This window comes from Brachybacterium sp. FME24 (assembly GCF_014897705.1).
In the GTDB taxonomy this organism is placed as follows: Bacteria; Actinomycetota; Actinomycetes; order Actinomycetales; family Dermabacteraceae; genus Brachybacterium.
The window spans coordinates 134561-149358 of the sequence record NZ_JABUXV010000004.1 but is presented as its reverse complement, the minus strand read 5'-3'; the positions used below and the strand labels follow the sequence as shown (position 1 = coordinate 149358).

Here is a 14798-nt window from a genome sequence, read left to right as displayed (position 1 = left end):
CCGCCTCCCGCCGGAGGGCAAGATCAGAGGATCACTTGGTGATCGCGTAGTACAGCGGGACGGTGTCCCAGCCGTACTCCACGTTCGAGACCAGATCGGAGTAGCCGCCGAAGGTGTTCTGGTACCACAGCGGGAAGGCCGGCAGATCCTCCATCAGGATCGCCTCTGCGGCGTGGAACTTCTCGTTCGCAGCATCGATGTCCGGTGCGGCCAGGCCCTCCTTCAGCAGGTCGTCGAACTCCGGGTTCTTGTAGTCGCCGTCGTTGCTGCCGTTGCCGTCCGCAGCAGCCGACGAGTACAGCGGGCCCAGGAAGTTATAGACCGAGGGGTAGTCCGCCTGCCAGCCGGAGCGGAAGGCACCCTCCATCGTGCGCGCCGTGATCTGCTCGCGGAACTCGCCGAAGGCCGGGAACGGATTCGGCGTGGCCTCGATGCCGAGGGTGTTCTTGACCGAGTTGCACACGGCCTCGACCCAGTCCTTGTGCGGGGAGTCCGCGTTGTAGGCCAGGCTGAAGGGGCCCTTGAAGGGCTCAATGGCCTCCGCCTCCGCCCACAGCTCCTTGGCCTTGGTCTCGTCGAATTCGAGGACCTCGGACCCAGCGATGTCGGTGGCGCCACCGCCGTCGATCACGGGCGCGACGAAGTCGGTCGCCGGGGTGCGGGTGCCGTAGAACAGCGAGTCGCAGATCGCCGTGCGATCGATCGCATACGAGAGCGCCTGGCGGCGGATCTTGCCTGCCTCTCCGGAGAAGTCCGGATCATCCTGCGGGATGGTGAAGGACTGGAACACGGCGCCCGGAGCGTTGACGGCACGCTCGCCGAGCTCGTCCTCGAAGGTCGACAGTGCGGAGGTGGCGATGATGTCGGAGACGTCGACGTTGCCGGAGAGCATGTCGTTGTACAGCGTCTCCTCATCGGCATAGACGACGAACGTGACGCCGGCGTTCTGGGCGGCACGCGGGCCGTCGTACTCCGGGTTCGGGACCAGCACGATCTCGGAGTCGTGGGCCCAGGACTCGACCATGTACGGGCCGTTGCCGATGGGGGCCTCACCGAAGGCGTCGATGTCGTCGAAGGCCGAGGGCGGCAGCGGGGAGTACGCGGAGTAGCCGAGGCGGGAGGAGAAGTCGGCCTGGGTGGAGACCAGCTTGACGGTGAAGCTCGTGTCGTCGACGACTTCCAGGCCGGAGAGCGTCAGATCGGCGGTCGCATCGTCGGCGGCGACCTCGTCGAAGCCCTCGATGGGCTGGAAGAAGGACTGGCTCTTCTGCGCGTTCGCGGTGTTCGCGCCGAAGTTCCAGGCGTCGACGAAGTTCTGCGCGGTCAGTGCGGTGCCGTCGGAGAACGTCAGACCCTCGCGGATCGTGATGGTCCAGTTCTGGCTGTCCTCGGACTCGATGGACTCCGCGACCTCGTTCTCGACCTTGCCGTCGGCCGTGTAGTACACCAGACCGGAGAAGACCGACGTGATGATGCGCCCGCCTCCCACTTCGCTGGTATTGGTGGGGACCAGCGGGTTCTCGGGCTCGGTGCCATTGGCGAGGATGGGCTCGCCGGTGCCGCCGCCGCTGTCGCTGCCGCCACCGGCTCCGCCATCGCCGCCGGAGCAGGCGGCGAGGGTGATGGCAGCGGCACTGCCGGCAGCGGTGCCGAGCATCATGGATCGTCGCGAAATGGCCATGGGGTCTCCTGAGGAATGACGCGGGCTGGATTCGTCGCGCTCCGTTGCGCACGACGTGCCCCTCAGTCTGCACCCTCGCGTGTCAACAACTATCCATCAGTCGGTCACAAATCGGTCTCGCCTCTTTGTCAATCAACTCCCGGGCTCCGTCCGCACCGGCCTGACCGGGAAGGACATCCTTCACACATCCTTCATCTGTGGGGTGTTCAATAGCCGTATGACTGCTCCGACTTCGTCCTCCGCCCCCGTCGATCCCACCTCCACGGATGCGTGGGGTTCCCTCGAGGCACACAACCTCGAGCTGAACGGCTCGCTGCGCGAGTGGTTCGACACCGATCCGCAGCGCGCGGACCGCTTCAGCTTCGACGCCGCCGATCTCCGCGTGGATCTGTCGAAGAACCTCGTGACCGCAGAGACGGTGGAACTGCTGCAGCAGCTCGCCCGCGAGGTCGGCGTCCAGGAGCGCCGCGACGCCATGTTCGCCGGCACCCATATCAACACCACCGAGGATCGTGCCGTGCTGCACACCGCGCTGCGTCGCCCCGCCGACGCCACCCCCACCCTCGAAGTCGACGGCCAGAGCATCGACGAGGACGTCCAGGAGACCCTGCAGCGCGTCTACGACTTCGCGGACTCCGTGCGCTCGGGCGAGTGGACGGGCATGACCGGGAAGCGCATCGAGACCGTGGTGAACATCGGGATCGGCGGCAGCGACCTCGGCCCTGTGATGATCTACGAGGCCCTGATGTCGCTGGCGCAGGACGGCCTCGAGGCCCGGTTCATCTCGAACATCGACCCCACCGACGCGTATGCGACTACGAAGGACCTCGACCCCGAGACCACCCTGGTCATCGTCGCGTCGAAGACTTTCACCACGCAGGAGACCCTCACCAACGCACGCCTGGTGCGCGAGTGGCTGCTGACCGGACTGCGCGAGAACGCGGGCCTCACGGTCGAACAGGAGAAGGAAGCCGTGGCCAGGCACTTCGTGGCCGTCTCCACCGCGCTGGACAAGGTCGAGGCCTTCGGCATCGATCCGAAGAACACCTTCGGCTTCTGGGACTGGGTGGGCGGGCGCTACAGCGTCGACTCCGCCATCGGCACCGTGCTGGCGACCGTGCTGGGCCCGGACGTCTTCGAGGAGCTGCTGGCCGGGTTCCACGCGATGGACGAGCACTTCCGCACCGCCCCGGCCGAGCAGAACGTCCCGCTGCTCATGGGCCTGCTCAACGTGTGGAACGTGAACTTCCTGGAGGCGGAGACCCACGCGGTGCTCCCCTACTCCCAGTACCTGCATCGCTTCCCGGCCTACCTCCAGCAGCTGACCATGGAATCCAACGGCAAGTCCGTGCGCTGGGACGGATCGCTCGCCACCACGGAGACCGGCGAGGTGTTCTGGGGCGAGCCCGGCACGAACGGGCAGCACGCCTTCTACCAGCTCATCCACCAGGGCACGCGCGTGGTCCCGGCGGACTTCATCGCCTTCGCCACCCCGAACCACGCGCTGGTCGACGGCGAGCAGGACGTGCACGAGCTGTTCCTGGCGAACTTCTTCGCCCAGACCAAGGCGCTGGCCTTCGGCAAGACCGCCGACGAGGTGCGCGCCGAGGGAACCGAGGGCGCCCTGGTCGCGGCCCGCGAGTTCTCCGGGGACCGCCCCACGACGTCGATCATGGCCCCGAAGTTGACGGCGTCCGTGCTGGGTCAGCTGATCGCACTGTACGAGCACATCACCTTCGTGCAGGGCGTCGTGTGGGGCATCAACTCCTTCGACCAGTGGGGGGTGGAGCTCGGCAAGCAGCTCGCCAAGGACCTGGCCGGTGCGGTCGCGGGCGACGACGCGGCCATCACCGGCGAGGATTCCTCGACCGCGGCGCTGATCCGCTACTACCGCGAGCACCGCGAGGGCTGATCCTCGCCACAGTCGACGAGGGCGCCCACGGAGTCTCCGTGGGCGCCCTCGCCGTCTGTCAGCAACCAGGTCAGGGGATGCAGCCCCTCCTGATCTCCTACCGCTCGTCCCTCGCAGCACGTCGATCAGGCTGCATAACCCCACCTGATCTCCTACCGCTCGTCCCTCGCAGCACGTCGATCAGGCTGCATAACCCCACCTGATCTCCTACCGCTCGTCCCTCGCAGCACGTCGATCAGGCTGCATAACCCCACCTGATCTCCTACCGCTCGTCCCTCGCAGCACGTCGATCAGGCTGCATAACCCCACCTGATCTCCTACCGCTCGTCCCTCGCAGCACGTCGATCAGGCTGCATAACCCCACCTGATCTCCTACCGCTCGTCCCTCGCAGCACGTCGATCAGGCCAGGTAGTCGACCTCGCGGGTCTCCTTGCCGATCAGCAGGGCCACCAGGGTGATGATCGCGGCGAGGGTCAGGTAGCCGCCGACCAGCCACAGCGGGCCGTCCAGCAGCTGCCACAGGGCGATCATCGCGTAGGGCGCGGGGGCCGCGCCGATGACGGAGGCCATGTTGTAGCTGACCGCACTGCCGGTGTAGCGCACGTCGGCGCGGAACATCTCCGGCAGGAACGCGGCCATCGGTCCGAACGTCAGGCCCATCAGCGTGAAGCCGAGGATCAGCGCAGCCATGACACCGACGGTGCCGGCCCGCATGAGCGGCTCGATCGCCAGCCCGAACACCCCGATGGCGAGGGTGACCGCCACCAGCAGCTTGCGACGGCCCAGGCGATCGGCCAGCGGACCGGAGACCAGGGTGAAGATCCCGAAGAACACGACGCCGATGATCAGCATGGTCAGGAACTGAGGTCGGTCGAAGCCGAGCCCGGGCGCGAACCCGGCGGCGTCGAAGGGCTTGCCGGCCGCCTCGGCGGCGGCGCGCGCAGTCTCCTCGTCGGCAGCGGTGGTGCCGACCACCATGAGGAAGGCCGTCATCAGGTAGAAGAGCACATAGGTCGCGACCATCGCGATGGTCGCGAGGATCAGGGGTTTCCAGGCCGTGCGGAACACGCGGGCGATCGGGACCGCGGCCACGCGCTCCTCGTCGATGACCTTCTGGAAAGCGGGGCTCTCCATCAGCTTCAGGCGCACCCAGAGGCCGACGATGACGAGGATGGAGGACAGCAGGAAGGGCAGGCGCCATCCCCAGGCCATGAACTGTGCATCGCTCAGCTGCAGGCTCAGGACGACGAACAGCAGGTTCGACAGGATGAACCCGATCGGGGCGCCGAGCTGCGGGAAGGTGCCGTACAGGGCGCGCTTGCCGGGCGGGGCGTTCTCCGTCGCCAGCAGTGCGGCGCCGGACCACTCCCCGCCCAGGCCGATGCCCTGGCAGAAACGCAGCAGCACCAGGATCGCCGGGGCGAGAACGGTGAAGCCGGGGGTCGAGGCAGCAGGCAGGACGCCGATGAGGAACGTCGCGATGCCCATCACCAGGAGGCTGGCGACGAGAGTGTTCTTGCGGCCGACTCGATCGCCGAAGTGGCCGAAGATCAGCGAGCCCAGGGGGCGGGCGACGAAAGCGACGCCGAAGATCGCGAAAGAGCTCAGCAGCTGGTTGGCCGGGGTCTGCGTGGGGAAGAAGAGCGCTGGGAAGACCAGCGAGGCCGCCGTCGCGTAGGCATAGAAATCGAAGAACTCGATCGTGGTGCCGACCATCGAGGCGGTGATCACGCGCCCGCGGGTGTTCGCGGGCGCGGCGGCGGGCGCCGAACCGGCCGGGCTGGGTGGAGTCTGCGTGGTATTCACGGGCGTGACCCTAGACCCGCGATCCCGACATTCGGACGCACTGTACGCATTGTGAGACTATCGGGGCGGTTTGGCGGGTCACTCCGATGCTGCTCCTTCTCGGCACCTCCACCACCAGCGCGATCTGATGGCGCGTGGGGATCCGGCGCCTGGCCACAGATCACAAGGCGGTCTCCCCTGCCGGGACGACGGAGCGCCAACCGGTTTCCGATGACAGGATGGGGATAGCACGCTTTCCACAGACTGAGGGGACCCCATGGAAGCACTCATACCCATTATCGTCGGCGTCGCGGTGATCGTCGTCATCCTGCTGATCGCGCTGCTGGTGCTGGTGCGCAGCTACCGGATCGCCGCGCCCAACGAGGCGCTGATCATCACCGGCCGCAACGCGAAGACCACCCCCACCGGCGATATCGATCTCGAGTCCGGCAGCGCCCGGGTGATCATCGGTGGCCGCGCTATAGTGCGCCCGATCTTCGACCGGGCCTTCGTGCTGAGCCTGAGCTCACGCCAGATCCCGGTCGAGGTCGACGGCTATTCGATGAACGGCATCTTCCTGCGTCTGCGCGGGGTGGCGCAGGTGAAGGTCGGCGGCAACATCGAGGACGTCCGCAAGGCGTCCCAGCGCTTCCTCGATCAGCAGCAGCAGATCGACCACTACACCCAGGAGATCCTCTCCGGCACCCTGCGCGCCGTGGTGGGAACCCTCAGCGTCGAGCAGATCATCCGCGACCGTGCGTCCTTCGCCTCGCAGGTGCAGGCCGAATCCGAGCACTCGATGAACAACCAGGGCCTGGTCATCGACACCTTCCAGATCTCCGCCATCGAGGACGACGGCTCGTACCTGCGCGACTGGGGCCGGCCCGAGGCCGCGCTGGTTGCCAAGCGCGCCGCGATCGCCGAGTCGGACGCGAACCGTGAATCCACGCAGGCGAAGAACCTCAACCTCCAGCAGGAGGCGGAGTCGAAGCAGACCTTCGATCTGCGCAACGCGGAGATCAAGGAGGAGACGGATGCGCGTCAGGCCGTCGCCGACGCCTCCGGCCCGCTGTCCCGTGCGGCCCAGCAGCAGCGGATCATCGAGCAGGAAGAGCTCATCGCGGTTCGCAACAACGACCTGCGCGAGAAGGAGCTGATCGCCGAGGTCCATAAGCCGGCCGAGGCGAAGCGCTACGCCGAGCAGCAGGATGCGGACTCCAAGAAGTACGCCCACATCGCGGAGTCGGAGGCCCAGCTGGCCGACGAGCGCAACCGCGCCGACTCCCGGAAGGTCACCGCAGATGCGGAGGCCCACGCCATCGAGGCCCGCGGTCGGGCCGAGGCCGAGGTCGAGCTGCAGCGGCGTTCCAAGGACGCCGAAGCGGTCCGTCTCGAGGGGCAGGCCGCCGCCGACTCGATGCGAGCCACGGGTGAGGCCGAGGGCGCAGCGATCCGCGCCAAGGGCGATGCCGAGGCGGACACCACGCGTGCCCGCGCCGAGGCGTACAAGCAGTTCAACGACGCCGCGGTGCTTGCCCAGGTGCTCGAGGTGCTGCCGTCCGTCGCCAATGAGCTGGCTGCGCCGTACTCGAACATCTCCAACCTGTCGGTCTTCTCCACCGACGGCGAGGCCAAGATCGGCCAGAACATCTCGCTGGGTCTGGCCCAGGTGCTCGACATGGTCAAGTCCACCACCGGTGTGGACTTCCAGGACACGCTCCAGCGTGCTGCCGACGGCGGCCGTGTGGTGCGCGAGCAGGCCGAGGAGACCACTCCCGTCCCGGAGCAGGCCGACGAGACCGCTCCGGTCCCGGAGACCTCCGAGGACGCCTGATTCCTCATCAGGTTCACCACGATCGCCCCGGTCCTTCCGTTCTGGAAGGGCCGGGGCGATCGTCATGGCGAGGGGGACGGCGACAGCAGCGCCGCGACCGCGCCCTCGAGTCGTGGATGGTGGAACTCGAAGTCGAGCTGTTCCAGCACCGTCGAGGTGGCGTATCGACCGGTCAGGCCGAGGTCGGGGTCGGTGCGCAGCAGCATCGCGCCGAGCCGGAGCACGGGAGCCGGGGTGGGCAGCCCGAGCGGGCGGCCCACCGCGCGACGCAGCGTCCGCATCAACTCGGCATTGCGCACCGGATGCGGGGCCGAGGCGACCACGATCCCTGAAGGGATCTGCGGCCGTTCCAGCCCGAGGGCGGCCAGCACGATCCGCACCCAGTCCTCGACGTGGATCCAGCTGACCCACTGACGTCCGGTACCGACCGGGCCTCCCAGTCCGCAGCGGGCCAGGAGCAGCAGACGGTCCAGGGCCAGCGTGTTCGACTCCAGCACCACGCCGGTGCGCAGGATGATCTGCCGGCTCGCGTGCGCCCCGTCGAGGGAACGCTCCCAGCGCTCGGCGACGCCTGTCATCTGCGGGAGCCCGACGGGGATCGGGCTGTCCTCGTCGAGGTGCTTCTCCCCCGCATCGGACCAGATCGCGGTGGTCGAGGCCTGCACCCACCGTGCGAGCGGCCGATCCAGGTGCCGGCTCGCCTCCACCAGAGCCGCTGTGGCCTCGACCCGGGAGCGAGTCAGGTCGGCGATGTTCGCCGGGGTGGGTCGCGCGTCGACCAGGCGCCCGGCGAGGTTCACCACCGCGACGTCAGCACCGGTGAGCTCGGTGGTCCAGCTCCCCGCGGTGCGGGCATCCCAGGGCACGTCCCGGGCGCCGCCTCGCGCGGGTTCAGGTCGCGGGGAGCGGGTGAGGATCACGACTTCGTGGTCGCGGTCCCGCAGCGCTGTGGTGAGCGCGCGGCCGAGGGTTCCGGAACCGCCGGCAATGACGATCTTCATCGCTCTCAGCGCTCCTGCGGGATGCGCGCCGCGCCGATCTCGCCGAGCTGGGCCTTCGCGTACGAGGCGTGCACCGACTCCGCGGTCGAGGGGTGGTACATCCCGGCGCGCACGTCGCGCGAGAGCCGCTCGAGCTCGCTGCGGCGGAAGTACTGGGAACCGCCGCCGGCGCGCAGCACCTGGTCCACGGCGGCGATGGCGGCCTCGGTGGCGCGGAACTTCACTCCGGAGAAGTGCAGGAACCAGCGCGGACCGTGGTCGGTGTCGCCGGGACCGCCGGATCCCTGTCCCAGCGCGTCGAAGTCGGACAGAACCTTCTCCAGCTGCAGGACGGCGCCGTCGACGCCGATCGCCGCCGCGGCCAGATGCCGCCGGATATCGGGGTCGTCGGCGTGGACGATGCCCGTAGCGAGGCTGCGACGGGTGGTCGCGATGTCCGTGCCGAGCGTGATCGCCCGTTCGGCGATGCCGGTGTAGACGGAGGCGATCAGCAGTTCGAAGGCCCCGAAGATGCCCATCACGAAGGGATCGGGGTTCGGGCCGACGGGCGTGTGGGTCAGGACCTGCTGGGCAGCGATCTGGGCCTCGTGCAGGCGGGTGGTGCGGGACTGGGAGGCACGCATGCCGTGGGTGTCCCAGTCGTCGAGGGTCTCGACCGCGGCGGTGCGCTCGAGCACCCCGAACACCAGGCGCGGATCCTTCTCGGCAGCGTCCACGACCCTGCCGTGGACCACCAGGCGGTCCCAGACCGGGGCGAGGGAGGTGAAGATCTTGGTGCCGGTGACCCGATAGCCGCCGGCCCGGGTGGGCTCGGCACGGGTGGACGAGTCGAAGAGCATCGCGTCGTTGCCGGCCTCGGAGATCCCGAAGGCGAACAGATTCCCGGCGGCGGCGGTCTCGAGGATCGTGCGCACGGCTCCGACGCCGAGCCGGTGGCCATGCAGCGCAGCCCCGGTCACCACCAGATGCATGTTCATCGACAGGGCGGTCGCGGGAGCGGCCTGGGCGAGGCGACGTTGGATCCGGCTGGCCTCCAGCAGGCTCGCACCGAGTCCGCCGAGCTCCTTCGGCACCAGCAGACGGAGGTAGCCGCGCTCGCGGAGGTCGGCGAGGTCGTCGCGGGGGAAGGTGTTCTCCCGGTCGTGCACCGCCGCGCGTGCGCGGAAGGTGGTCAGCAGGTCCTCAGGGAGGAAGGTCGCAGGGTCCGTGGCGAGATCAGCAGCGCTCATGGACCCACGATAGTGGCGCTGATCAGAGCGCGGCCGGGACCCGCCGGAGCGCCGCCACCACGGGCCGGTGATCGGAGGCGCGAGACGTGCCCACCTCCAGCCCGGTCGCCTCGAGGTCGCCACGCACCCAGATCGAGTCGATGCGACGCAGCGGCAGCCGTGAGGGGAAGGTGGCGCGACCGGCCGAGCGCGCCCACGGCAGGGCTGCGGTCATCATCGCCATCAGCGGCGAGCGCGGTCCGGCCCCGGAGATCTCGCCGGCTGCCTCCCGCCACCCGCGTGCGGCGAGCGGCGCGAGCTCGGGCGCGCAGGGGTCCGCGTTCATGTCGCCCACCAGCACCAGGGGGCCGTCGAGCGTCTCCGCGTGCTCGATGATCCGCAGCACCTGGGCGGTGCGGTGCCCGCGCTCCTCGTGGTCCAGGTGCGTGACCAGAACGTGCAGCGGCTCCTGCCCGGGCGGGCGGACCGTCACGGACAGCAGGCCGCGCCTCTCGCGCAGAGCGTCCAGATGCGGATGGCCCGGCAGCAGGTGCATCGCGTGCGCGGTGATCTCGTGCTGGGTCAGCAGGGCGAGCCCGTACTGCTGTCGCCGCGATCCCGCGACGGCCGGGGGGCGGTCGATAGCGGCCCCGAAGCACCCGCGCAGACCGAGCAGCTCCGCCAGGCGTGCGGCCTGATCCTCGAAACCCGAGCGCGTCCCGTAGCCGACGTCGACCTCCTGCAGGCCGATGACGTCGGCCCGCAGGTCGGCGATCGCCCCGGCGATGCGCGGCAGGTCCAGCCGGCCGTCGCCGCGAGCCCCGTGATGGATGTTGTACGTCGCGACCCGCAGCGTGAGTGTCATGTCACTGCAGGCAGCTGGGACCGAGCAGTGTCTTCAGCGAGGCGTACAGCGCCGCCGATGGGGAGACGGAGAGTCGCTTGTCGAGCTGCATGAGGGTGGTGCGGCCAGGCTCCTGCAAGCGCAATCGCACCTCGCTGGATCCGGGATTGTCCTCGAGCACCCCGCGCAGCTGCTGGGCGACCTTGCTGGTGGCGCGCATCGCCGGCAGCGCGATGATGACCGGACCGTCGGGGCCTCCCCCGGTCTCCGGGATCGACATCTCCATGACCCGCAGCTCCGGCATGCCCTTGGAGGTGTCCACGCGTCCCTTCATCGAGACGATGAGATCCTCGGCGAGCTCCGTGGCGACGGTCTGATAGGTCGAGGGGAACATGAGGCAGTCGATCGAGCCCTCGAGGTCCTCGATCGTGGCGATCGCCCACATGTCGCCCTTCTTGGTGGTCTTGCGCTGCAGGCTCGTGATGAGCCCGGCGATGGTGACCATGGCGCCGTCCTGGACCGCGCCGTCGTCGGCCAGCGCACTGATCGACGTCGAGGAGTTCTGGGCGATGACGTGCTCCAGCCCGTACAGGGGGTGGTCGGAGACATACAGGCCCAGCATGTTGCGCTCGAAGGCGAGCTTCTCCTTGCGGTCCCACTCGGGCAGGTCGGGGATCACGATGGTGGCCGCCGATCCGGTGGCGATGTCATCGTCGCCGCCGGCACTGCCGAAGACGTCACCGAAGAGGTCGTACTGGCCCTGGGCCTCCTTGCGCTTCACATCGACCACGGAGTCGACCGCGTCCTCGTGGATGAGCACGAGGGAGCGGCGGTTCGCGCCGAGCGAATCGAAGGCGCCGCCCTTGATGAGGGACTCGATGGTGCGCTTGTTGCACACCGACAGCGGCACCTTGTCCAGGAAGTCGGTGAAGGAGGTGAAGGCGCCCTTCTCCTGGCGGGTCGCGATGATCTCCTCGACGACGTGGGCGCCGACGTTGCGGATCGCGGAGAGCCCGAAGCGGATGTCGTCACCGACGGCCGAGAAGTAGAGGTCGGACTCGTTGACATCCGGCGGGAGCACCGTGATGCCGCGATGACGGCAATCACCCAGGTACAGGCCGAGGCGATCACGGTTCTCCTGGCTGGAGGTGAGGAGGGCGGCCATGTATTCGGTGGGATGGTTCGCCTTGAGGTAGGCGGTCCAGTAGGAGATCACGCCGTAGGCGGCCGAATGTGACTTGTTGAAGGCGTAGTCGGAGAACGGCAGCAGGGTGTCCCACAGTGCCTTCACCGCGGCGGCGGAGTACCCGTTCTCCGTCATCCCGCTCTCGAAGCCGACGTACTGCTTGTCCAGCTCCGCCTTCTTCTTCTTGCCCATGGCGCGGCGCAGGATGTCCGCCTGTCCGAGACTGAATCCGGCGACCTTCTGCGCCGTCTTCATGACCTGCTCCTGGTACACGATCACGCCGTAGGTCTCGCCCAGGACCTCCGACAGCGGCTCTTCGAGCTCCGGATGGATCGGCGTGATCTCCTGCAGGCCGTTCTTGCGCAGCGCGTAGTTGGTGTGCGAGTTCATGCCCATCGGTCCCGGGCGATACAGGGCGGAGACGGCGGTGATGTCCCCGAACTGGTCGGGCTTCATCTGTCGCAGCAGGGTGCGCATGCCGGAGCCGTCCAGCTGGAACACGCCCAAGGTGTCGCCACGCTGCAGGAGCTCGTAGGTCTTCTGGTCGTCGAACGGGAGGGCCTCGAGGTCCAGCACCTCCTTCCCGTTGCGCCCCATGTTCTCGACCGCGTCCGAGAGCACGGTGAGGTTGCGCAGCCCCAGGAAGTCCATCTTCAGCAGGCCGAGGGTCTCCAGGGTGGGGTACTCGAACTGCGTGATGATCTGGCCGTCGGAGGGACGCCGCATCATCGGGACGATGTCGACCAGCGGGTGGCTGGACATGATGACGGCGCAGGCATGGACACCCCAGCCGCGGGTCAGGCCCTCGACGCCCTTGGCGATCTCGACGACCTTCTGCACGTCGGGATCCTCGTCGTGGACCTTGCGGAACTCCCCCGCCTCCGCGTAGCGCTTGTCCTCGGGATCGAAGATCCCCTTGATCGAGATGTCCTTGCCCATCACGGTGGGCGGGAGCGCCTTGGACAGGCGGTCACCCATCGCGTACGGGTAGTCCAGGACGCGCGCGGCATCCTTGAGGGAGTTCTTCGTCTTCATGACGCCGTAGGTGATGACCTGCGCGATCCGGTCGTCGCCGTACTTGCGCTCCACGTACTCGATGACCTCGCCGCGGCGGCGATCATCGAAGTCGACGTCGAAGTCGGGCATGGAGACGCGGTCGGGGTTCAGGAACCGCTCGAACAGGAGGCCGTGCTCGAGGGGGTCGAGGTCGGTGATGCGCATGGCGTACGCAACCATCGAGCCGGCGCCGGAACCACGGCCGGGTCCCACGCGAATGCCCTGTTCCTTGGCCCACTTGATGTAGTCGGAGACCACCAGGAAGTACCCGGGGAAGCCCATCTGCAGGATGACGCGGACCTCGTAGTCGGCGCGCTTCTGGACCTCATCGGGGATGCCCGCCGGGTAGCGGTACTCCAGTCCGCGCTGGATCTCCTTGACGAACCAGGACTCCTCGTCCTCCCCGGCCGGGGTGGGGAAGTGGGGCATGTAGTTCGCGCCGTCGTCCGTGGTGCGGAAATCGACCTCGCACATCTCGGCGATGCGCAGGGTGTTGTCGCAGGCCTCGGGGAACTCCCGGAACAGTTCACGCATCTGCGCGGCGGACTTCAGGAAGTAGCCGGACCCGCCGAACTTGAAGCGGTCGGGATCGTTCAGGCGCGATCCGGAGTTGATGCACAGCAGAACGTCCTGGATCGTCGCATCCTGCTCGGTGACGTAGTGGAGATCGTTGGTGGCGACCAACGGGGCGCCGACGGCCTGGGAGACCGCGATCAGGTCCTTGGTCACGCGCTTCTCGATGGACAGGCCGTGGTCCATCAGCTCGATGAAGTAGTTGTCCTTGCCGAACATGTCCTGATACTCGCCGGCGGCCTTGACGGCCTCGTCGAACTGGCCCAGGCGCAGGCGGACCTGGACCTCGCCGGAGGGGCAGCCCGAGGTGGCGATCAGTCCGTCGGAATACTGCGAGAGGATCTCGCGGTCCATGCGGGGCCACTTGCCCATCTGCCCGTCCAGGGACGCGGCCGAGCCCAGCCGGAACAGGTTGTGCATCCCCTCGGTGGAGCGGGACAGCAGCGTCAGGTGCGTATAGGCGCCGCGGGCGGAGACGTCGTCGCCGGCGAGCTGCTGCTCACGGGTGCCCCACTGCACGCGGGTGCGATCGTGACGACTGGTCCCCGGGGTCACATAGGCCTCGATGCCGATGATCGGCTTGATGCCCGCTGCCTTCGCCGTCCGATAGAACTCGTAGGCCCCGAACAAGTAGCCGTGGTCCGTGATCGCTACGGCCTTCTGGCCCTGGCGGACTGTCTCGTCGACCAGTTTGTCGATCTTCGCGGCCCCGTCCAGGAGCGAGTAATCGGTGTGGACGTGGAGGTGCACGAAGTCATCGGAGGCCATGCTTCCAGGGTAGCGACGCGCGCCCGGGGCCGTCGCCTCAGGGACCGTCGCGTCGCCGTCGGGGAGGTCACCCCGGCGGGTCGGGCGTGTCGGGAATAGCGTGCCCGCTCGGCGGGGGCCGGCACCCTCGCCGCGGACGGCCAGGATGGGATCGGTGGTCGCCGCCGGAGCCCGGCCGATCCTGCCCTCGATGACGCGGCTCAGTCAGCGACGGCCTCGCCCTCGGCCTCCCGCTCGCGGCGCATGTCGGCCAGCAGCGAGTTCATGTAGTCGTGGACGTCCTCGTAGCTGAGGCTGCGTTCATCTCGGCGCGGTGGGATCCCGCCGACGAAGGCGCCCCCGTGCCAGGACATCGAATCGTCCGGCAGCGTCGGGTCATCATCACGCCACAGGTCGATCGGGACCGCGTGCGCGGCGAGGTCCCGGGCGATCTCGTCGGCCTGGGCAGGGCTGCCGGAGCGTTGCAGCACGGAGACCAGCAGTGATTGCGCGGCCCACGCGGAGGCGTCGTCCTGGCTGCTCACGCCCGGGTCCACCGATTCCTGGACCGGGGCGATGTAGCTCGCCGAGAGTTCGTCGGCGCCATCCTCGTAGTGGTCCTTGGCGACGCGCAGTGCGATGCGGGGCACCAGGTCCCGGGAATCCCAGAGCACCGCTGCCCCGACCAGTGCCATGCCCACGCCGGTCGGGAAGTCCGGGTCCAGGGCGACCGCCGTGGTGGGAGCACGCCCCGCGCGACGAGCATCGTCGGCGTCCAGGTAGGCGCGGGAGGCCTCGGCGATCGCCGCACGCGCCCGGTCGTCGTCGCGCAGCGCGATCTCGGCACCGGCAGGATCGATGCCGAGCCGCCGTGCGACCCGAGCGAAGGGGAAGTCGGGTCGGGCCAGGGCCGCATCCCGCGTCGGGGTCAGGGCTGTGGTCTGCTCGTCGCTCATGCCTCGACGGTAGT

The 14798-nt window shown here is 68.3% G+C and carries 9 protein-coding genes; 2 read left to right on the top strand and 7 right to left on the bottom strand.

Features of this window, described 5'->3' with window-relative positions:
* Positions 1-31 precede the first annotated feature (31 nt).
* Positions 32-1681, bottom strand: coding sequence for an ABC transporter substrate-binding protein (locus tag INT51_RS05800; protein WP_193104262.1), 1650 nt, complete (start codon positions 1679-1681; stop codon positions 32-34).
* Positions 1682-1898: 217 nt separating this feature from the next.
* Here INT51_RS05800 and pgi point away from each other — a divergent pair, with 217 nt between their 5' ends.
* Complete coding sequence (pgi, locus tag INT51_RS05795; protein ID WP_193104261.1) at positions 1899-3593, top strand: glucose-6-phosphate isomerase; 1695 nt, start codon at positions 1899-1901, stop codon at positions 3591-3593.
* 400 nt (positions 3594-3993) lie between these two features.
* Here pgi and INT51_RS05790 read toward each other — a convergent pair whose 3' ends face one another.
* Entirely contained in the window at positions 3994-5400 is a 1407-nt protein-coding gene (locus tag INT51_RS05790) for an MFS transporter (protein ID WP_193104260.1), read from the bottom strand.
* Between the two features lie 256 nt (positions 5401-5656).
* Here INT51_RS05790 and INT51_RS05785 point away from each other — a divergent pair, with 256 nt between their 5' ends.
* Positions 5657-7213: a flotillin family protein gene (locus INT51_RS05785; protein ID WP_193104259.1), complete on the top strand. Its 1557-nt coding sequence runs from the start codon at positions 5657-5659 to the stop codon at positions 7211-7213.
* A 62-nt stretch (positions 7214-7275) separates the two neighbouring features.
* On the opposite strand, the gene INT51_RS05780 is transcribed toward INT51_RS05785, so the two are convergent.
* The 5 genes from INT51_RS05780 to INT51_RS05760 all read right to left on the bottom strand — a co-directional run bounded on the left by INT51_RS05780 (position 7276) and on the right by INT51_RS05760 (position 14784).
* Entirely contained in the window at positions 7276-8214 is a 939-nt protein-coding gene (locus INT51_RS05780; RefSeq protein ID WP_193104258.1) for an epimerase, read from the bottom strand.
* A gap of 5 nt (positions 8215-8219) precedes the next feature.
* Complete coding sequence (locus tag INT51_RS05775; RefSeq protein ID WP_193104257.1) at positions 8220-9443, bottom strand: acyl-CoA dehydrogenase family protein; 1224 nt, start codon at positions 9441-9443, stop codon at positions 8220-8222.
* 22 nt (positions 9444-9465) lie between these two features.
* On the bottom strand, positions 9466-10287 hold the full coding sequence (locus tag INT51_RS05770) for an endonuclease/exonuclease/phosphatase family protein (RefSeq protein WP_193104256.1): 822 nt from the start codon (positions 10285-10287) through the stop codon (positions 9466-9468).
* Between the two features lies 1 nt (position 10288).
* Positions 10289-13849, bottom strand: coding sequence for a DNA polymerase III subunit alpha (gene dnaE, locus INT51_RS05765; protein ID WP_193104255.1), 3561 nt, complete (start codon positions 13847-13849; stop codon positions 10289-10291).
* A 200-nt stretch (positions 13850-14049) separates the two neighbouring features.
* Complete coding sequence (locus tag INT51_RS05760; RefSeq protein ID WP_193104254.1) at positions 14050-14784, bottom strand: hypothetical protein; 735 nt, start codon at positions 14782-14784, stop codon at positions 14050-14052.
* Between the last annotated feature and the right edge of the window lie 14 nt (positions 14785-14798).